The organism is Pseudomonas sp. AN-B15, from assembly GCF_019056475.1.
Classification (GTDB): Bacteria; Pseudomonadota; Gammaproteobacteria; order Pseudomonadales; family Pseudomonadaceae; genus Aquipseudomonas; species Aquipseudomonas parakoreensis.
Window position 1 is genome coordinate 5,137,847 of the sequence record NZ_CP049737.1, and the last position, 20,033, is coordinate 5,157,879.

The 20,033-nt window shown below is 61.9% G+C and carries 19 protein-coding genes; 9 read left to right on the forward strand and 10 right to left on the reverse strand.

Annotated elements, in window-relative coordinates:
• Nucleotides 1–3 precede the first annotated feature (3 nt).
• The gene (locus GTQ41_RS23245; protein WP_047296703.1) at nt 4–555 is read right to left on the reverse strand and encodes a DJ-1 family glyoxalase III; all 552 of its coding nucleotides are present in this window, start codon (nt 553–555) and stop codon (nt 4–6) included.
• A 66-nt stretch (nt 556–621) separates the two neighbouring features.
• On the reverse strand, nt 622–1,071 hold the full coding sequence (locus GTQ41_RS23250) for a DUF4879 domain-containing protein (protein ID WP_047296705.1): 450 nt from the start codon (nt 1,069–1,071) through the stop codon (nt 622–624).
• A 224-nt stretch (nt 1,072–1,295) separates the two neighbouring features.
• On the opposite strand from GTQ41_RS23250, the gene GTQ41_RS23255 reads away from it, so the two are divergent.
• The 4 genes from GTQ41_RS23255 to GTQ41_RS23270 all read left to right on the forward strand — a co-directional run bounded on the left by GTQ41_RS23255 (nt 1,296) and on the right by GTQ41_RS23270 (nt 5,239).
• Complete coding sequence (locus GTQ41_RS23255; RefSeq protein WP_047296708.1) at nt 1,296–2,591, forward strand: NCS2 family permease; 1,296 nt, start codon at nt 1,296–1,298, stop codon at nt 2,589–2,591.
• On the forward strand, nt 2,588–3,667 hold the full coding sequence (trmA, locus tag GTQ41_RS23260; RefSeq protein WP_047296710.1) for a tRNA (uridine(54)-C5)-methyltransferase TrmA: 1,080 nt from the start codon (nt 2,588–2,590) through the stop codon (nt 3,665–3,667). The genes GTQ41_RS23255 and trmA overlap by 4 nt, the downstream gene beginning before the upstream one ends.
• A 271-nt stretch (nt 3,668–3,938) precedes the next feature.
• Nucleotides 3,939–4,388 carry a type II 3-dehydroquinate dehydratase gene (gene aroQ / locus GTQ41_RS23265; protein WP_047296711.1) on the forward strand — a complete coding sequence of 150 codons (450 nt, stop codon included), beginning with the start codon at nt 3,939–3,941 and terminating at the stop codon, nt 4,386–4,388.
• A complete protein-coding gene (locus GTQ41_RS23270) occupies nt 4,385–5,239 on the forward strand; it encodes a shikimate dehydrogenase (protein WP_047296712.1) in 855 nt (284 codons plus the stop codon). Before aroQ ends, GTQ41_RS23270 begins: the two co-directional genes overlap by 4 nt.
• Before the next feature lie 79 nt (nt 5,240–5,318).
• Here GTQ41_RS23270 and GTQ41_RS23275 read toward each other — a convergent pair whose 3' ends face one another.
• Complete coding sequence (locus GTQ41_RS23275) at nt 5,319–5,996, reverse strand: TetR/AcrR family transcriptional regulator (protein WP_217325364.1); 678 nt, start codon at nt 5,994–5,996, stop codon at nt 5,319–5,321.
• Nucleotides 5,997–6,098: 102 nt separating this feature from the next.
• Nucleotides 6,099–8,000 (reverse strand): 3-dehydroshikimate dehydratase QuiC, encoded by a 1,902-nt coding sequence (quiC, locus tag GTQ41_RS23280; RefSeq protein WP_047296713.1) that lies wholly within the window; start codon nt 7,998–8,000, stop codon nt 6,099–6,101.
• 352 nt (nt 8,001–8,352) lie between these two features.
• On the opposite strand from quiC, the gene GTQ41_RS23285 reads away from it, so the two are divergent.
• Complete coding sequence (locus GTQ41_RS23285) at nt 8,353–9,690, forward strand: MFS transporter (RefSeq protein ID WP_047296715.1); 1,338 nt, start codon at nt 8,353–8,355, stop codon at nt 9,688–9,690.
• A 128-nt stretch (nt 9,691–9,818) separates the two neighbouring features.
• On the opposite strand, the gene GTQ41_RS23290 is transcribed toward GTQ41_RS23285, so the two are convergent.
• From GTQ41_RS23290 to GTQ41_RS23305, 4 genes are all read right to left on the reverse strand, one after another.
• Complete coding sequence (locus GTQ41_RS23290; RefSeq protein WP_047296716.1) at nt 9,819–10,697, reverse strand: DMT family transporter; 879 nt, start codon at nt 10,695–10,697, stop codon at nt 9,819–9,821.
• Nucleotides 10,698–10,761: 64 nt separating this feature from the next.
• Complete coding sequence (locus tag GTQ41_RS23295) at nt 10,762–11,577, reverse strand: sugar phosphate isomerase/epimerase (RefSeq protein ID WP_047296718.1); 816 nt, start codon at nt 11,575–11,577, stop codon at nt 10,762–10,764.
• Between the two features lie 2 nt (nt 11,578–11,579).
• Complete coding sequence (locus tag GTQ41_RS23300; RefSeq protein ID WP_080963310.1) at nt 11,580–12,641, reverse strand: Gfo/Idh/MocA family protein; 1,062 nt, start codon at nt 12,639–12,641, stop codon at nt 11,580–11,582.
• Nucleotides 12,642–12,870: 229 nt separating this feature from the next.
• Entirely contained in the window at nt 12,871–13,647 is a 777-nt protein-coding gene (locus GTQ41_RS23305) for an IclR family transcriptional regulator (protein WP_047296719.1), read from the reverse strand.
• A gap of 176 nt (nt 13,648–13,823) precedes the next feature.
• Between GTQ41_RS23305 and GTQ41_RS23310 the strand changes: the two genes are divergently transcribed.
• From GTQ41_RS23310 to GTQ41_RS23325, 4 genes are all read left to right on the forward strand, one after another.
• On the forward strand, nt 13,824–15,563 hold the full coding sequence (locus GTQ41_RS23310; RefSeq protein WP_047296722.1) for an FAD-dependent oxidoreductase: 1,740 nt from the start codon (nt 13,824–13,826) through the stop codon (nt 15,561–15,563).
• A complete protein-coding gene (locus tag GTQ41_RS23315) occupies nt 15,547–16,380 on the forward strand; it encodes an aldo/keto reductase (protein WP_047296724.1) in 834 nt (277 codons plus the stop codon). The genes GTQ41_RS23310 and GTQ41_RS23315 overlap by 17 nt, the downstream gene beginning before the upstream one ends.
• Nucleotides 16,381–16,569: 189 nt before the next feature.
• Nucleotides 16,570–17,460, forward strand: coding sequence for a neutral zinc metallopeptidase (locus tag GTQ41_RS23320; RefSeq protein ID WP_047296725.1), 891 nt, complete (start codon nt 16,570–16,572; stop codon nt 17,458–17,460).
• Nucleotides 17,461–18,414: an alpha/beta fold hydrolase gene (locus GTQ41_RS23325; protein WP_047296726.1), complete on the forward strand. Its 954-nt coding sequence runs from the start codon at nt 17,461–17,463 to the stop codon at nt 18,412–18,414.
• A 114-nt stretch (nt 18,415–18,528) separates the two neighbouring features.
• On the opposite strand, the gene GTQ41_RS23330 is transcribed toward GTQ41_RS23325, so the two are convergent.
• Together GTQ41_RS23330 and tesB are read right to left on the reverse strand one after the other, a co-directional pair.
• A complete protein-coding gene (locus GTQ41_RS23330; protein ID WP_047296728.1) occupies nt 18,529–19,122 on the reverse strand; it encodes an HAD family hydrolase in 594 nt (197 codons plus the stop codon).
• Nucleotides 19,119–19,988, reverse strand: coding sequence for an acyl-CoA thioesterase II (gene tesB / locus GTQ41_RS23335; RefSeq protein ID WP_003228466.1), 870 nt, complete (start codon nt 19,986–19,988; stop codon nt 19,119–19,121). Before tesB ends, GTQ41_RS23330 begins: the two co-directional genes overlap by 4 nt.
• Between the last annotated feature and the right edge of the window lie 45 nt (nt 19,989–20,033).

The following is a 20,033-nucleotide window of genomic DNA, read 5'->3' on the forward strand; positions in this document are numbered from 1 at the left end:
TCGTCACACCAACATCTCCCCCGCCACTTTCGCCCGCAACGCCTTGCCACCAAGTTGCTCCACCAGCGTCAGGGCAAACGCCAGTGCGGCGCCGGAGCCCTGGGCGGTGATGCAATTGCCGTCGACCACCACCGGTTGATCAACAAACGTACAGCCCGACAACTGGTGACTGACACTTGGCAGGCAAGTCATGCGTCGCTGGCGTAATACGCCAGCGGCTTGCAGGGCGATGGCCGGGGCTTCGGCGATGGCGGCGAACAGGCGTCCGGCGCTGGCCTGGTCCTTGAGCAATTGTTGCAGCGGCTGATGCGCCGCCAAATGTTGAGAACCGACAACCCCGCCGGGCAGGACGATCAGGTCAAACGTCTGCGCCAGTACATCGACCAGCATGCCGTCCGCCGTCAGGCGCGTACCGCGTGCGCAGGTCAGCATGCGCCGGCCTTCGATGCTGGCCGCCACCACTTCAATGCCGGCGCGGCGCAGCACGTCGATCAGGGTCACGCTGTGCAGATCATCGATGCCCTCGGCGAGGGTAATCAGGGCTCTAAAGGTCATGGGCGCTATCCGCTGAGTGATCTTTAAAGCGTAGTCAGCTTTGCCCTGCCTGTTTGCTGACAGCCGTTACTTGATGTAAAGCTGGGTCGACATCGTGTTGCGTGGTGCGTTGATCGAGGTGTTGCTGAAGCTGAATGTGCCTTCCTGCTTGCCCGCCAGATCGAAGGTATACAGTGAGCCGACCGTTTTGCTGCCGGGGGTGCATTCGGTCAGATTGCCGGTATCGAAAGCGCACACCGGGGCGCGGGTGCCATTCACCTCAAAACCGTCCAGCGTGGCGCGTGGCTGGTTCTGGCCATAGCCGATTTCCAGGACATACACCTTGATACTCGGCCCGCTGTGATTACATTGGGTTTGCGGCTGGTTATCGCCAATGTCTTCCAGGCCACAGGCCGGCGACTGGACCTTGATCACTTTCACCTCAGTCAACGGTGGCGCCGAGGCTGCCAGCACCGCCGTCGACCCGGCCATCAGCCCTGCCATTAACCCGAAAGCCTGCATCCAGCGCTTGCCCATGTGATCGCGTTTCCCCGAAAAATTCAGCGCGCAGTATGGCGCAGATAACCCTGCTACAAAACTTCGACGACGTTCGGCACCAACAACCGCCATATTCCTCACGCTGCTGGTATGATGCGCGGCTTTTTCCGGCCCACCACAAATTCCCAGGCGCTTGCGACGGTCTGTGCTTTGCTGTTGAGGTCGATACATTCACGGCGCCACGCGCGCCACGGGGAGCAGACATGCTGGAAAGGCTGTTTCAACTCAAGGCACACAACACCAACGTGCGGACCGAGATTCTGGCGGGCGTCACGACTTTCCTGGCCATGGCCTACATTCTGTTCGTCAACCCGAGCATCCTCGGCGAGACCGGCATGGACAAGGGCGCGGTGTTCGTCGCCACCTGTCTGGCAGCCGCCATCGGCTCGACGATCATGGGCCTGATCGCCAACTACCCGATCGCCCTCGCCCCGGGCATGGGCCTGAACGCCTTCTTCACTTACACCGTGGTCCTGCACATGGGCCACACCTGGCAAGTGGCGCTGGGCGCGGTGTTCATCTCGGCGGTGTGCTTCTTCCTGCTGTCGATCTTCCGCATCCGCGAATGGATCATCAACAGCATCCCGCTACCGCTGCGCTCGGCCATTGCCGCCGGTATTGGCCTGTTCCTGGCGCTGATCGCCCTGCACAACGCCGGAATCGTGGTCAGCAACCCGGCGACCATGGTCGGCCTCGGTGACCTGAAAGCCCCGGCGCCGATCCTCGCCACCCTCGGCTTCGCCCTGATCGTCGCTCTCGAAGCACTGAAAGTGCGCGGCGCGGTGCTGATCGGCATTCTGGCGGTGACCATCATTTCCATCGCCATGGGCTTCACCCCGTTCGGCGGCGTGACCTCGATGCCACCTTCGCTGGCCCCGACCTTCATGCAACTGGACATCAAGGGCGCTCTGGACATCGGTCTGGTCAGCGTGATCTTCGCCTTCCTGTTCGTCGACCTGTTCGACAACTCCGGCACCCTGATCGGCGTCGCCAAGCGCGCCGGCCTGATGGGCAAGGACGGCCACATGCCGAAAATGGGTCGTGCACTGATCGCCGACAGCACCGCGGCGATGGCCGGTTCGCTGCTGGGTACTTCGACCACCACCAGCTACATCGAATCCGCTGCGGGCGTGAGTGCCGGCGGCCGTACCGGTCTGACAGCGATCGTTGTGGCGATCCTGTTCCTGTTGGCGCTGTTCTTCTCGCCACTGGCGGCCAGCGTTCCGGCGTTCGCCACCGCACCGGCGCTGCTGTTCGTCGCCGTGCTGATGACCTCGGGCCTGGCGGAAATAGACTGGGAAGACATCACCGTTGCCGCACCGGTCGTGGTCACCGCGCTGGCGATGCCGTTCACTTACTCGATCGCCAACGGCATCGCCTTCGGTTTCATCGCCTGGACCGTGATCAAACTGCTGTCGGGTCGCGCCCGTGAGCTGAACCCGGCGCTGGTGATTCTGTCGATTCTGTTCGTGATCAAGTTGGGTTGGTTCAACGCATGACATTCGATTCCCAGGCCTACGCCACTCAGCTCGAAGACAAGGTCACGCGTTTGCGTGACCTGCTGGCCCCGTTCGATGCGCCAGAGCCAACCGTGTTCGACTCGCCGCTGCAGAACTTCCGCCTGCGCGCAGAATTTCGCCTGTGGCGCGAGGCCGGCGAACGGCACTACGCGATGTTCTCCCAGGACGACAAACGCACGCCGATCCTGATCGAAGAGTTCCCGATTGCCAGCCTGCGCATCAACCAGTTGATGCCGCAGCTCAAGGCCGCGTGGCAGGCCAGCGCGGCGCTGAGCCACAAGCTGTTCCAGGTGGAATTCCTGACCACTCTGGCCGGCGACGCGATGATTACCCTGTGCTATCACCGTCCGCTGGACGAGCACTGGCATGCGGCCGCGTCGAAGTTGGCGGCTGATCTCAACGTCAGCGTCATCGGGCGCTCCAAGGGCAAGCGCGAAGTGATCGGCCACGATTACGTGGTGGAGAAACTCGACGTCGGCGGTCGCACCTTCAGCTACCGTCAGCCGGAAGGCGCGTTCACCCAGCCCAACGGCACGGTGAACCAGAAGATGCTCAACTGGGCCTACGAAGCACTGGGCGATCGTCCTGACGATCTGCTGGAGCTGTATTGCGGCAACGGCAACTTCACCCTGCCGCTCGCCACCCGCGTGCGCAACGTGCTGGCCACCGAGATCAGCAAGACCTCGGTCAACGCCGCACTGAGCAACCTCAGCGAAAACGCTGTGGACAACGTCACGCTGGTGCGGCTGTCCGCCGAAGAGCTGACCGAAGCACTCAACGAAGTGCGCCCGTTCCGTCGCCTGCAGGGCATCGACCTGAAGAGCTACGAGTTCGGCAGCGTATTCGTCGACCCGCCGCGCGCCGGCATGGACCCGGACACCTGCGAGCTGACGCGGCGCTTTGACAACATCCTGTACATCTCCTGCAACCCGCAAACCCTGGCGGCCAACATCGCCCAACTGCACGACACGCACCGCATCAGCCGCTGCGCGATGTTCGATCAGTTCCCGTGGACGCATCACATGGAGTCCGGGGTGTTGCTGACCCGGCGTTGATGGCCAATGCCAGATGCGAGAAAGCCGTCGTGATTGACGGCTTTTTTGTGCACGCCACAAAAGATCGCAGCCTGCGGCAGCTCCTACCTCTGGAATGCGATCCTCCTGTAGGAGCTGCCGCAGGCTGCGATCTTTTGTTTTGTGCGATTAACGAACACTAAGCGCCAAGGGCAACGCCGTTCAATTGACCAAGGTAACCATCTGGTACATTTTACCTCCACAGGCTGAAACCCTCAGCCCAAGCCAAAAACAATAAGTGGAGTTTGCCCCCATGTCCCCTATCGTTCTGGTGCTCAACGGCCCGAACCTGAACCTGCTCGGCACCCGTGAACCGGCAACCTACGGTCACGAAACCCTGGCCGATATCTCTGCCCTGTGCGGGCGCGCCGCCGAAGAATTCGGCCTGGCCGTGGAGTTTCGCCAGACCAATCACGAAGGCGAACTGCTCGACTGGATTCACGCGGCACGCGGCCGTTGCGCCGGGATCGTGATCAACCCGGCAGCCTGGACGCACACCTCGGTGGCGATCCGCGACGCCTTGGTCGCCAGTGAGTTGCCAGTGATCGAAGTGCACCTGTCCAACGTGCATGCCCGCGAGCCGTTCCGCCATCACTCGTTCGTCTCGGCCATCGCCACGGCGGTGATGTGCGGCTTCGGCAGCCATGGCTATCGCCTGGCTCTGGAGCATTTCAGTCAGCGACTGAAGGGGCGCGCAGCATGACCCGTAAACCGGTAATACTGGCTGGCCTGATCGGTGCGGGCATTCAAGCCTCGCGCACGCCAGCCCTGCATGAACACGAAGGCGATGCCCAAGGCTTGCGTTATCTGTATCGGCTGATCGACCTCGATCAGTTGCAACTCGACAGCAATGCCCTGCCCGACTTGCTGCAAGCCGCCGAACGAATGAACTACACCGGCCTGAACATCACCTTCCCGTGCAAGCAGGCGATCATCCCGCTGCTCGACGAACTGTCGCCGGAAGCCCGGGGCATCGGCGCGGTCAACACCGTGGTGCTCAAGGATGGCAAACGCATCGGCCACAACACTGATTGCCTGGGTTTTGCCGAAGGTTTTCGTCGCGGCTTGCAAGATGTCGCCCGTGATCGTGTCGTGCAGATGGGTGCCGGTGGCGCAGGCGCGGCGGTGGCCCATGCACTGTTGAGCGAAGGCGTGCAGCAACTGAGTATTTTCGACGTCGACCGCGAGCGCGCCGAGAGTCTGGCGAACAACCTCAACCAGCATTTCGGCTCAGGTCGCGCGGTGGCCGGGCGCGATCTGCCGAGTACGCTGAATCAGGCCGATGGTCTGGTGAACACCACGCCGATGGGCATGGCCAAACTGCCGGGCATGCCTGTGCCGGTGGAGTTGCTGCGCAAGCAATTGTGGGTCGCGGAGATCGTGTACTTCCCGCTGGAAACCGAACTGCTGCGCAACGCCCGCGCCTTGGGCTGCCGCACGCTGGACGGCGGCAACATGGCGGTGTTTCAAGCGGTGAAGGCGTTTGAGCTGTTCAGCGGCGTGGTGCCGGATGCGCAGCGCATGCTGGCGCATTTTCAAAGCATGAACGTTTAAAAGATCAAAAGATCGCAGCCTTCGGCAGCTCCTACAGGGCCTTGTGTAGGAGCTGCCGAAGGCTGCGATCTTTTGCTTGTCAGGGCTGCAAGTAGCGCAACACCGACTCGCAGATCATCTCGCGATGACGCTGCTTGATGCTTTCGTCCGGCAGGTCGATCTGAAAGATCTCACCGAACGTGTGGCGGTTCGAGACGCGGTAGAAGCAGAACGAGCTGATCAGCAAGTGCACATCCAGCGCGTCGAGCCCGGCGCGGAACACCCCTTCTTCAGCACCGCGGCGCAAAATCTCGCCCAGCGAATCGAGGATCGTATTGTTCATCGCCTTGATCGCATCGGAACGCTTCACGAATTCGGCGTTGTGGATGTTTTCGATGCAGACGATGCGCACGAAATCGACGTTACGGTCGTGGTGATCAAAGGTAAATTCCACCAGTCGGCGGATCGCCACCACCGGCGGCAACTCGGCCAGGTGCAGGAGGTTTTCGGTGCTGCGGATATCGCCGTAAAGCTTCTCCAGCACCTCGACGTACAATTGCTCCTTACTGCCGAAGTAGTAATAGATCATGCGTTTGGAGGTATGGATACGCTCGGCGATCGCGTCGACGCGGGCGCCGGACAACCCTTGCTGGACGAACTCGACGATCGCCTCCTGCAGGATGTTCTCGCGGGTCTTTTCCGGGTTGTTCTTGCGACTCTTGCGCGGCTCGATGCCGGATTCGACGGGAGCGGCGGGGAGTTCTGAAGTCATTGTCATTGCGGGCTCACGGCCATCACTGCACAGGTGGGCGATTATGGGCCGCGCTGCACAGTGAAGGAAGCCACGCGGACCGTGTTTAATCCCGCGTTTACGAAATTCCTACAACTTCGCCTGGCGCACCGCGCCGCTGCGTGATTTGGCCATCGCCGCCAGACGTACCGCGACGTTCGCCGCACCATAACCGGCATAGCCGTTTTTACGCTGGATGATCTCGAAGAAGAAGCGTCCCTCGAACGGCTCGGTATAAACGTGGAACAGCTCACCGCCCTGGGCATCGCGGTCGTAGAGCACGTTGTAGTACGCCAGCTCGCTTAGGAATTCATCGTCGAAATCGAAGCGCGCAGCGAGGTCGTCGTAATAGTTGAGCGGAATATCCAGCAACGGCACCCCCGCCTCTTTGGCGCGGCTGACTTCAGCGAAGATGTCGTCACAATCGAAGGCGATGTGATGCACACCCGAGCCGCGATAACTCGACAGCGCATGGGAGATCGCGGTATTGCGGTTCTCCGAGATATTCAGCGGCAAGCGGATCGAACTGTCGCGGCTGCGCAACGCGCGGCTCTTCACCAGCCCGTACGGATCGGGCAGCACCACCTCATCGTCGGCCTCGAAATCCAGCAGGCTCTTGTAGAACAGCACCCAACTGTCGAGGCTGTCGGCCGGCAGTGCCATCGCCATGTGATCGATGCGCTTGAGGCCGCCACGGGCCTGAGCGTTCGGCAGCAGATTGAAGTCGGTGCCATAGACATCCGCCGCTTCATCCACCAGATAAATCAGGCTGCCGTCCGGCGCGCGCACCGCGGCCAGTTCCAGTTCGTTGGGGCCGACCAGACCGCGATAGGGCTGGCCCTTATAGGCGACGGCGCGGGCCAGGGCGCTGGCGCTGTCCTTGACCCGCACGGCGGTGGCGCACAGCGACGGGCCGTGCGCCTCAAAGAAACTGTGGCCGAACGAATACGGTTCGGCGTTGAGGATCAGGTTGATATCGCCCTGACGCAGCAGGCTCACGCTCTTGGAGCGATGCTGCCCGGCCTTGACGAAGCCCAGGCGCTCTAGCCAGTTGCTCAGTTTGGCGCCGAGGCTTTCGTCGACAGCGAACTCCAGAAACTCAATGCCGTTGTACTCGCTGGCCGGTGGCGTTTCGAAGAGGATTTCGCGGTTGGCCACCGGCGTCGGTTGCTGCTCCAGCCGCTGACGGGTCTTCTCTTCCAGGTACAGCAGCGAACGCAGACCATCGGCGGCATTCGCTCGTGGTGGCGCGGCGCGGAAGCCGTCGTTGAAAATTTCCAGCGACAACGGACCGGTGTAACCGCTCTGGATGATCGGTGCGAGGAAGCCGGGCAGATCGAACTCACCCTGCCCCGGGAAGCAGCGGAAATGCCGGCTCCACTCCAGCACATCCATGGCGAGGATCGGCGCGTCGGCCATTTGTACGAAGAAGATTTTGTCGCCGGGAATGTCGGCGATCGCGCTTGGATCGCCTTTCAACGACAAGGTGTGAAAGCTGTCGAGCAACACGCCGAGGGACGGATGATCGGCCTGACGGACGATGTCCCAGACCTGTTGATACGTATTGACGTGCCGGCCCCAGGCCAGCGCTTCATAACCGATGCGCAACCCGCGCGCGCCAGCATGCTCGGCCAGCAGGCGCAGGTCATCGACCAGAATCTGCCGGTCGCCGACGCTGTCTGCCGAGGCGTTGCTGCAGACCAGCACCAGGTCGGTGCCCAGTTCCTGCATCAAATCGAACTTGCGCTCGGCCCGCTCCAGATTGCGCGCCAGCCGATCACGCCGGCAGCCCTCGAAGTCGCGAAACGGCTGGAACAGCGTGATCGCAATGCCCAGGTCAGCGCACATCTGCCGGATTTCCCGCGGGCTGCCGTCGTAATACAGAAGATCGTTCTCGAAAATCTCGACCCCGTCGAACCCGGCGGCGGCAATGGCTTCGAGCTTTTCCGGCAGGGTGCCGCTCAGGGAAACGGTGGCAATGGAACGCTGCATGTTTCTACTCCCGGACTTCGCCGCGCTTATCTTTAAGGTAGGAGCTGCCGAAGGCTGCGATCTTTTGATCCTGGTCCTGAAAAGCAAATTCAAAAGATCGCAGCCTTCGGCAGCTCCTACACAGGATGTTTTTTATCGTGGGGAAATTATTGGCTGCATGACTGCGCACAGCAATTTAAAGTGTACCAGCCGGTTAGTTTTGCGTGCGATTATCGAACACTATGGCGTTTCGACGAATTGACGATTTTTCGTCCACTGCCCACCATCGACTCCACATTGAGTCCGGATATGAACCTTCGGTCGCAGTGCGTGCAAACAACACCACATAACAAATTCAAAAACGGGTGGAACAATGATTCCTTCACAGACTTCCCGCATGGCTCCGGCCATGAGCACTGCCACGGGTGGCATCGGCGACAAGATCCGCGGCGCCATGGCCGTCGGCAAGACCCGTTGGGGCATGCTGGCGCTGGTGTTTTTCGCCACGACCCTGAACTACATCGACCGCGCCGCCCTCGGCGTCATGCAGCCCATTCTTGCCAAGGAAATGAGCTGGACGGCGATGGATTACGCCAACATCAACTTCTGGTTTCAGGTCGGCTACGCGATCGGCTTCGTCCTGCAGGGACGCCTGATCGACCGGGTCGGCGTGAAGCGCGTGTTCTTCTGCGCGGTGCTGCTCTGGAGCCTGGCCACCGGTGCCCACGGTCTGGCGACGTCGGCCGTCGGCTTCATGGTCTGCCGATTCATCCTCGGCCTGACCGAAGCAGCCAACTACCCGGCCTGCGTGAAAACCACGCGCCTGTGGTTCCCCGCCGGTGAACGCGCAGTGGCCACCGGCATCTTCAACGCCGGGACCAACGTCGGCGCGATGTTCACGCCGATGCTGCTGCCGCTGATTCTCCACGTCTGGGGCTGGCAGGCGGCGTTCCTGTGCATGTCGGCATTGGGCGGGATCTGGCTGCTGTTCTGGGGCTTGAAATACTTCAACCCGGAAGACCATCCGAGCGTCAAACAGTCGGAGCTGGACTACATCCAGAAAGAAGTCGAACCGGAACAGGCCCGCGTCCCGTTCTCACGCATCCTGCGCATGCGCGGCACCTGGGCGTTCGCCCTCGCCTATTCGCTGACGGCGCCGGTGTTCTGGTTCTACCTGTATTGGTTGCCGCCGTTTCTCAATCAGCAATACAACCTGGGCATCAACGTCACCCAGATGGGTATTCCGCTGATCATCATCTACGTGACGGCGGACTTCGGCAGCGTCGGTGGCGGCATTCTGTCTTCGTTCCTGATCGGTCGCGGCATGAACTCGATCAAGGCGCGACTGCTGTCGATGTTCCTGTTCGCCTGCTGCATCATCGGTGTGATCATGGCGGCCGGTTCGAGCAACCTGTGGGTCGCCGTCGCGGCAATCTCCCTGGCGATCGGCGCGCATCAGGCCTGGACCGCGAACATCTGGAGCCTGGTGATGGACTACACGCCCAAGCACATGATGAGCACGGTGTTCGGTTTCGGCGGCATGTGCGCAGCGATTGGCGGGATGTTCATGACCCAGATCGTCGGCCACATCCTGACCGTCACCAACAACAACTACACGCTGCTGTTCACGCTGATCCCGGCGATGTACTTCATTGCCCTGACCTGGATGTACTTCATGGCACCGCGCAAGATTCCTGACGTCACCGAATAACCGGCCCGTACCATGTCCCCCTGTGGGAGCGGGCTTGCTCGCGAAAGCGCCCAGTCAGTCACTGAAGATGCCGACTGAAACGACGCCTTCGCGAGCAAGCTCGCTCCCACAGGGTTTATGTCTCTGTCTCACCTACGGCTCTGCTGCCACGCCGCCGCCAGGCCGCTGCAACAGATCACCACAATGCCGATCACCGTCAACAGGCTCGGCGTGTGATTGAACACCACCCAGCCCAACAGCCCGGCAAACACGATCTGACAGTAACCGAACGGCGCCAGCAATGCCGGCGCGGCATGCCGAAACGCCTGGGTCAGAAACAGGTGCGCGGTCATCCCGCAACTGCCCAGCGCCAGCATCAGTGCGGCGTGCGTCAACGTCGGCACCTGCCAGAAGAACGGCACCAGCGCACTCATCACCAAGGTGTTGCACAGACCGGCAAAGAAGTTGCTGGTGGTCGGGCTATCGACCTCACTGAGCTTGCGTGTCAGCAATTGATAGAAGCAGAAAAACAACGCCGAGCAGAATGGCAGCAGCACCGCCGGAGTGAACAGTTCACCGCCCGGGTGAACGATGATCAGCACGCCGATGAATCCGCAGATCACCGCAATCCATTGCCCGCGCGTTACTCGCTCCTTGAGCAACGGCACCGACAATGCCGTCACCAGCACTGGCGCAAGAAAGTTGACCGCCGTGGCCTCGGCCAGCGGGATGTACAACAGCGCCGTGGTGAAAAACAGACTGGTGCCGAGCAGACACAGCGCCCGCGCCAATTGCCACAACGGCCGTTTGGTACGCAACACCCGAAGCCCCGATTGCGGCAGGAAGATCCCCGCCATCAGCAAGGTGTGCACCAGATAACGCGCCCATACCACCATGACGATCGGGTAGAAACCCGAGAGGTATTTCGACAGCGCATCGTGGCTGGAGAACAGGAAAGTCGCCACGACAATCAGCAAGATCCCCTTGAAGGGTTGGTTGACACCGGAGAGCGGGGTGCTGACGGTCATTGGATATCTCTGAAGGAAAAATAAACAGTGGCGAGGACGCTGGCGCCCCGCCACCCACACTGACTTACAACTGCGCCAACAATTCCCGCGTCCTGTCGAGCGCCCTCTGCGCTCGTTGCAATCCGCTGACGCCCTGCTCCAGCAGTTTTACCGTGGGGATCTCCAGGCTCAGTGGAATATTAGCTGGCAGACTGCGCAACAAACCGTGCAGGTCGCAATCGCCCTCGCCGGGAAACCGCCGCTCGTTGCGCGCCTGACGCAAGATCTCGGCCATGTCCGCCGGTCTCGGCCCCGCCACATCGCACAATTGCGCATAACGCAGGCGCGCCGGTGCGACGCTGGCCAGATCCTCCAGCCGTGAGCCGGAGCGATCGAAATGAAAGGCATCGACCAGCACCGCGGCATTTTCCCGATCGGCATTGGCGACGATGCGCAACGCCTGTTCGAGGTTGCACGCATCGGTCCAGGGCATGAACTCCAGATGCGGATGCAAACCGTAAGGCGCCGCCAGATCACACAGCGCGGCAAAGTTGTCGGTGAGCCGTTGCTCGTCAGGATCATTGCCGGCGACGAGTAATTCACTGGCGCCAAACTCCGCGCCGACGGCCAGCAGCTTCTCGAAATCGGCGACCACGGTGTGCGGTTTCAGGCGCAGGATTTCCACGTCGAGCACCGCGATGCCAGTGTCGCGCAAACGCCTCAACGTCTGACGCCGCAGATCAGCATCGGCCACCAGCGGAAAGTGATACTCCTCCGGCGTCGCCGGTTCCAGGCGCAGGCCGACATGGCTGTAACCGGCACGCACCGCGACCTCGATCATTTGCGGTGGCGACAATTCGAGTACGGTGAGACTGGCCAGAGACAGGATTCGTTCGTCCATGTTCAAGCCTCGACCGCTGCCGGAGAACAGGCACGGCCGCTGGCCGCCGCTTCACGAATCGCCTCGACCAGCGCCAGGGTTCGCGCGGCATCGGCAGCAGCGACCAAGGGCTCGACTTCACGCCGCGCGACCTGCACAAAATGTTGCAGCTGCAAACGCAACGCGTCCCCGCCCTCACACTGTTCTTGCAGCGCGAGCAGCGGTTCGTGCCAGCCGGCATCGACCTGATCGGCAGGGTAATGCCAACGCTTGAGTTGCGGAATGCTTAACGCTCCGGCAGTGCCCGCCAGCAAATAACACGGCTGATCGGCCTGACGCGGGTAAACCGGGTTCTCTGCGGAATTCAGCTCCCAGCTCCACGGCGCGGCGACCGCATCGGAACCGCTCAGCGTGCCCAGCGCACCGCCGGCAAATTGCAGTAACACCGCGACGCTGTCTTCGTTGGCAAAACCCCGCACCGCGTTGTCCGTGACGGCCTGCACCGACTGCACCTCCCCGCACAGGTGACGCAGCAGATCGAGGTCGTGAATCAGGTTGGTCAGCAACAGGCCCGCGCCCGGCTCACGGCGCCACGGGACCTCGAAATAACGGTCGGGTTTGCGTAACTGAAACAGCGCAGTAACCATGGTCAGCCGCCCGAGCGCGCCGCTGCGCAGCAATTGGTGGGCACGCACGATCAACGGATTGTGCCGCCGATGATGGCCGACCAGCACCGGCACGCCGCTGCGTTTGACCGCCGCCACCAGTTTGCGCACCTCATCCCTGTTCACGCCCACCGGTTTCTCCAACAGCACCGGCACGCCGGCGGCGAGGCAATCCAGCGCCGTGCTGACGTGCTGATTATTCGGGTTGGCCACGATCACCGCATCGGGCCGCACCTGCTCCAGCATCTGCCGATGATCGGCGAAATACGCCACGCCCCACTGCGCCGCCAGCGCGGGAGCCTGCGGGCCGGGATCGGCCACTGCGCATAACCGGGCTTCATCGAGGGTTTGCAAGTGCTGGTAATGCTGTTGGCCCATGTTGCCGGCGCCGATCAGGGCGATACGAAGGGGCGGAGTCAAGGCGCGATCCTCTTGTGATTGTTGTTGGAAATGTCTCTTCAGCAACAATCTAGAACTGCGTTCCAGAATCAAACACCCACTAATGGAAAATCCGTGCGAACACCGCACACCTTCGTACACGACGCTCAACCTGTAGGAGCTGCCGCCGGCTGCGATCTTTTGCTCTTGATCTGAAAAACAAAGTCAAAAGATCGCAGCCTGCGGCAGCTCCTACAAAGATCGGCGCGGGTCAGACAAACAATTCAGACGCCAGGCTCGCCGCCGACAACTCCTCGGTGAACTTCATCAGCAACGGAGCCAGTTCATGCAGCCGTGCGCCAGGCATCCGCGCGCTTGGCCCGGCGATGCTCAGTACGCCGATCACCCGGCCGTCAACGGGGTGCTTGACCACCGCGGCAATCGCCGAAGTCCCCACCGCCGAACTTTCCTCGACGCAGGCATAACCCTGCTCCCGCGCCAGCCGCAGGCGCTCCAGCAATTCGATATTGGAGCGCGGCGCATTCGGCCCAATGCCCACTGGCACTTCCGCGCCCTGGCGCTCGACCAGCGACAAGGCTTCGGCGTCGCTCATGCAGGCCAGCCACGCGTGCCCGGAGGCGGTGTAGAACAACGGCGCGTCGCGGCCCATGTCCGGGTCATAACGCAGGCCCGTCCGTGCGCCCTGCGCCTTGGCGATCCAGGTCTGGCGCTCGCCATCGATCACTCCCAGACGCACCAGCTCACCGGTTTCCTGCGCCAGTCGATCCAGCACCGGTTGCACGATGTCGGCACCGCTGCTCGCCAGATACTGAAACCCCATCGCCACCAGTTTGGTCGACAAGTGATAGCGCAGAGTGTCTGCATTCTGCCGTACGTAACCCAGCCGAATCAGCTCGGCGAGCATACGGTGAGTGGCACTTTTCGGGATGTCGAGCTGCTCGGCCAGGGTCTGCATCGGCAGCCCGCGCGGCTCACTGGTGAGGCTTTCCAGCACGCTGAAAACCCGTTCGATCTGACTGCCGGCCATGGGAAGATCCAAATGAAATTTCGCCGATTCTAAAAGACATCCGAGACAAAGCGAAATCCGGAACTGGCAGTGCGATAACCGCCCACTTTACTGAAACAGGTCTTGTGGCAGTTGCGCTTCATTCGCTAATTTCTGGAATCAAATTCCAATAAAATCCAGTTGCGGAGCTTTGTTTGATGCCTGCCGAACTTCCCGAAATCGACTGCGACGTGCTGGTCGTCGGCTCCGGCGCTGCCGGTTTATCCACAGCGGTCACTGCCGCCTGGCACGGTCTGAAAGTCATCGTGGTTGAAAAGGATCCGCTGTTCGGTGGTGCCACGGCGTGGTCCGGCGGCTGGGCGTGGGTACCGTGCAATCCACTGGCGCGACGTGCCGGCATCGTCGAAGACATCGAGCAACCGCGCACGTACCTGCGCCACGAACTCGGCGAGCATTACGACCCGTCCATGGTCGACGCCTTCCTCACTGCCGGACCACAGATGGTCGCGTTTTTCGAACAGCACACCGCTTTGCAATTTGCCGACGGCAACGCCATCGCCGACATCCATGGCGATACGCCGGGCGCTGGCACGGGCGGGCGCTCGGTCATCGCGGCGCCTTACGACGGACGCCAAGTCGGACGCCTGCTCAAGCGCCTGCGTACAACGATGCGCGAAACGTCCTTCATGGGCATGCCGATCATGGCCGGCGCCGACCTTTCGGCGTTCCTCAATCTGACCCGTTCGCTGAAAGCGGCTTGGCATGTAACCCGTCGTTTTACCCGACACATGCTGGATCTGGCGGTACACGGCCGGGCCATGCAACTGGTCAACGGGGTGGCGCTGGTCGCAAGGCTGGCGAAATCCGCCGAGGACCTTGGTGTCCTGTTATGGGAGTCGGCGCCGGTGAGCGAACTGCTGCGCGATGAAACAAGGGTTTGCGGCGCCGTGGTCAACAGCGCAAAAGGCCCGATCCGCGTCCATGCACGCAAAGCCGTGGTGCTGGCCGCCGGCGGTTTCGCCAATGACATCGAGCGGCGCAAGGCCTTGTTTCCGCGCACGCCCACAGGTCATGAACACTGGGCACTGCCACCGCTGGCGGTCAACGGCGATGGCCTGCGTCTGGGCGAAAGCGTCGGTGCCTCGGTCAACACCGACCTGGCGTCGCCCGTGGCCTGGGCGCCGGTCTCGCAAGTACCCCAAGCCGACGGCAGCATCGGCCATTTCCCGCACATCATCGAGCGCGGCAAACCGGGAATCATCGGTGTACTGCGCAACGGCCAGCGTTTCGTCAATGAAGCCAATGGTTACTTCGACTACGTCAGCGCCATGGTTGCCGCCACCCCGGAAGGCGAGGAAGTCGCCTCGTGGCTGATCTGCAGCCGCGCCTTTCAACGGCGTTATGGCCTGGGCATGTCGCGGCCATTTCCCGTTCCGCTGTCAGGATTTATCCGCAGCGGCTATCTGAAAACCGGCAACACCCTTGAAGAATTGGCCAGCGCCTGCGGTATCGATCCCGGCGGGTTGCGCCGTACTGTTGATCACTACAACTCGCATGCGCGCCTTGGCGAAGACCCTCTGTTCGGTCGCGGCGCAACGCCCTACAACCGCAAACAGGGCGATCCGGCGAACCTTCCCAACCCCTGCGTTGCCCCAATAGTGGCCGGCCCTTTTTATGCCGTGAAAGTGCAACCGGGCTGCTTCGGCACCTTTGCCGGGCTCAAGGTCAACCCGCAGGCACAAGTGCTCGACGCCCATGCCCAGCCCATCGCCGGGCTCTACGCCGCCGGTGGCGACATGGCCAGCATCATGGGCGGGCACTATCCGGCGGGCGGGATCAACCTCGGCCCGGCGCTGACGTTCGGCTACATCGCCGCCCGCCATATCGCCGGTATCACTGCTTTCGAACAGGAGATCGACCATGCAGCACATCGTTAACGCCCAGGGTTTGAACATGCCGAAACTCGGCCTCGGCACCTGGCCGATGCTCGGCGACGAATGCACTCGTGCCGTCGAGCAAGCACTGGAACTCGGCTACCGGCACATCGACACGGCAGCGGCCTACAACAACGAAGACGCGGTCGGACAAGCGTTGGCGAACACATCGACACCCCGCGAGCAGATTCATGTCACCACCAAGGTCTGGTGGGACCAGTTGCAACCCGACGCCATGCGCCACTCGATGGAACGAAGCCTCAAGGCTTTGCGCAGCGAGTACGTCGACCTGTTCATGATCCATTGGCCGAGCACTGCCTGGGACTTGCCGCGCACGCTTGAAACCCTCGCATCCTTCAAGGAGCAAGGTCTGGCTCGCCACATCGGCGTGGCGAATTTTCCGCTGCCGCTGCTGCGCAAAGTCGTTGAGGAATACGCCATCCCTCTGTCAGCGATCCAGGTCGAGTACCACGTCCTCCTCGGACAAAACGCCTTGCTCGACTATGCCCGCCAACACGATCTGGCACTGACGGCCTACACGCCATTGGCGCGCAACAAGGTCTCGGACATCGCGCAGATTCAGCAGATCGCGAAAAAACACCGTGTGCTGCCGACTCAGATCGCATTGAAATGGCTGCTCGATCAGCCCAACGTCGCGGCGATTCCCAAGGCCAGCAGCCGGGCCAATCAACTGGCGAACCTGGCTTCGCTGCAGGTTGAACTGGACGCTGAAGACCGCGCACTGATCGCCGCACTGCCGAAAAATCAGCGTCAGGTCAGCCCGGACTTCGCCCCGGTGTGGGACGCCTTCGATCGCTGACGCACAGTGCGAAAGGAGAAATCCGCCAACGGATTGAATTAGTCGCGCACACGCTCGTCAATAACAGGCCCGTCCTCGTCACCCGAGGCCGGGCCTGCTCGCGTGTGCGCCAATGGACGGACGACCGGACTGGCGCCACACTCACACACCAGCAACACTCATCACCACGTACAGATAGAGGATTCCCACATGCTATGGAAAAAAGGCCGACGCAGTGACAACGTCGTCGATGCCCGTGGCGATGATAGCGGCGGCGGTGGTGGAATGCGTTTCGGTGGCGGCAAGGGGCTGAGCCTCGGGGCGATCCTGCTGATCGTCGGCATCGGCTGGATCACCGGCCAGGACCCGCTGCAGATCCTCGGTCAGCTCACCGGGCAAATGACCGAACAATCGGCACCGGCCTCGACGCAAACCCGTCAGGCGCCACCGGCCAACGACCAGCAGGCCGAATTCGTGCGTTCGATCCTCGGCGATACCGAAGACACCTGGGGCGCGATTTTCCAGCAGGCCGGCCGCCAATATAAGGATCCGACCCTAGTGCTGTTCAGCAACCGGGTGAATTCCGCCTGCGGTCTGGCGACTTCGGCGACCGGCCCGTTCTATTGCCCGGCGGATCAGAAAGTCTATCTGGACATGGCCTTCTTCCAGGAAATGGCCCAGCGCTTCAAGGCTGCCGGCGACTTCGCCCAGGCCTACGTGATCGCGCACGAAGTCGGCCACCATGTGCAGACGCTGCTCGGCGTCTCGGCGAAAATTCAGGCGGCCCGTCAGCAGGGGCGGCAGATGCAGGGCGACGGCGGTTTGCTGGTGCGTCAGGAATTGCAGGCTGACTGCCTGGCCGGCGTCTGGGCCTACCATGCGCAGCAGCGCCTGAACTGGCTGGAACCGGGTGACGTCGAAGAGGCCTTGAACGCGGCCAACGCCATCGGTGATGATCGCCTGCAACAACAGGGTCAGGGCCGAGTGGTGCCGGACTCGTTTACCCATGGTACGTCGGCGCAAAGGGTGCGCTGGTTCAAAACCGGATTCGCCCAGGGCCAGGTCGGCCAGTGCGATACCTTCGCGGCGAAAAACCTGTAAATGCACAAATGGCTTTTGGCGTTACTGATCATCGGCGGCAGCGCACACGCGGCGGGCGTCGATGCCATCAGCTCCGGGCGTCTGCAACTCAAGGCCGGCGAAATGGCCGTGGGCATCAGCCCCGCACCGGAAAAAATCGAGCGGGTGCTGATCGTCATTCACGGCCGTCTGCGCAACGCCGAAACCTACCGCAAGAGTGCCGAGCACACCACGGAATTGGCCGGACAAACTGCGCACACGCTGGTGATCGCGCCGCAGTTTCTCAATGAAAGCGACGTCGCCCTGTACTCGCTGCCCAACACGTTGCTGCGCTGGAAAGGCAACGAGTGGATGGGCGGCGGGTTATCCACAGGGCCGAATCCGCTGAGTTCCTACGCCGCGCTGGATGAAATCGTCGCCCGGGTCAGCGACCGCAAGCAGTTTCCGGATGTGAAACAGATTGTGATTTTCGGCCATTCCGGTGGCGGCCAAGTGGTGCAGCGTTATGCCCTGCTGGCCAAGGACCAACCGGCGCTGAAAGCCAACGGCATTCGCCTGCGCTATGTGGTGGCCAATCCGTCGTCGTACGCGTATTTCAACGAACAGCGGCCGGTCGCCTTCGATCACGCACAGTGCCTTGGGTTTAATCGCTGGAAGTACGGTCTGAGCGACATGCCGGTGTACGCCGGCGGGCAAACGCCGTTGCAGCTTGAAAGCAGTTACATCAAGCGCGAGGTGATTTATCTGCTCGGTCAGCAGGACACCGACCCGCAGCATCCGGCGCTGGACAAGAGCTGCGCCGCCGAAGCCCAGGGTGCGTATCGACTGGAACGCGGCAAACTGTTTTTCGGCTACCTGCTGCGCCGGCATCCGGAAGGGGTGAATCAGCGGCTGGTTGAAGTGCCCGGGGTCGGGCATAACGGCGATGGGATGTTGACGTCGCCGGAGGGGCAGAAAGCGCTGTTTGATCAATGATTTTGCAGTGGCCGCTCAGGCCTCATCGCGGGCAAGCCCGCTCCCACAGGGGAATGTATTTCAAATGTGGGAGCGGGCTTGCCCGCGATGAGGCCCTTTCAGGCGCTAAAGAACTCAGGCCAGAAGCATCCGCCGCAACTCGACACAATCCTGCGCATGCCAGTCCGTCAGATCCGGCCACGGGTTGTCCGGCAGATTCACCAGCACCGTCCGCGCCCCGGCCGCTCGCCCGCAATCCAGATCAAAGCGGTAATCCCCGACCATCACCATCTCGCGCGCCGGCACGTTCCAGGCCTCGGCCAGTTTCAGCAACCCGCCGGGATGCGGCTTCGGCGGTGCTTCATCGCGGCCCAGCACATCTTCCACAGCGAAGCAGTCGGCCAGGCCAATCGCTTCGAGCGTCACATGCGCCAGCTCCCGCGCGTTGCGCGTCAGGATGCCCAGGCGATAGCCACGCCCGTGCAGATCGCGCACCAGCTCCACCGCACCGGCAGCCGGTTTCGAACCCAACGCCAGATCGCGCTCATGCTCCAGCAGCCAGGCATGTTTCGCCGCCGCTTCGTCGGCCGGCAGCGCCGCGAGGTGGGTGAGAATGTCATCCTCGGGCGGAATCGCCAGCGCCACGCGGATCGCCGCAAAGTCATGCACGGCGACCGTCAGGGTGCCGTCCATGTCGAACACCCAATGCTTCACATCGCTCAGGCTCATGCCCAGTCCTTGCGGTGACGAATCAGGCCTTCCTGGGTCACCGACGCCACCAGTTGCCCGGCGCGGTTGTACACGCTGCCACGGGAGAACCCACGGGAATTGCCGGCCCACGGGCTGTCCATCGCATAGAGCAGCCAGTCGTCGGCGCGCAGATCATTGTGGAACCAGAGCGCGTGATCGAGGCTGGCGACCTGCATGTCTTTCTGCCAGACCGATTTGCCGTGGGGCAGCATCGAAGTGGTCAGCAGACCGAAGTCCGAGGCGTAGGCCAGCAGGTATTTGTGCAGCGCCGGAATGTCGGCCAGTGCGCCATCAGCACGGAACCACACGTACTTCACCGGATCGGCCGGCTGCGGGTTGTACGGGTCTTTTTCGGTAACCGGGCGCACTTCGATCGGTTTCGGGCAGAGCAATTTTTCGCGCATGTGCTCGGGAATCAGGTGCGCGCGTTGCTGGGTCAGTTCCAGCTCCGATGGCAGGTTTTCCGGACCGACCACTACCGGCATCTGGCTCTGGTGCTCGAAGCCTGCTTCGTCGTACTGAAACGACGCGCTGCAGGTAAAAATCGGGTGGCCCTTCTGGATCGCCGTAACCCGCCGGGTGCTGAAGCTGCCGCCATCACGCACGCGATCCACCGAGTACACGACTGGCAATTTGGCGTCGCCCGGGCGCAGGAAATAACCGTGCATCGAATGCACATGGCGCGCCTCTTCAACCGTCTGACTGGCCGCCGACAGCGACTGGCCGAGCACCTGCCCACCGAACAACTGACGGAAACCCAGGTCCTGGCTGCGGCCACGGAACAGGTTTTCCTCGATCGGCTCCAGGGTCAGCAGGTCGACCAGATCTTCCAACACTTGGCTCATTCAGACTCTCCTCACACAACGCTATGCCGCGCAGTCTTGGCTGCG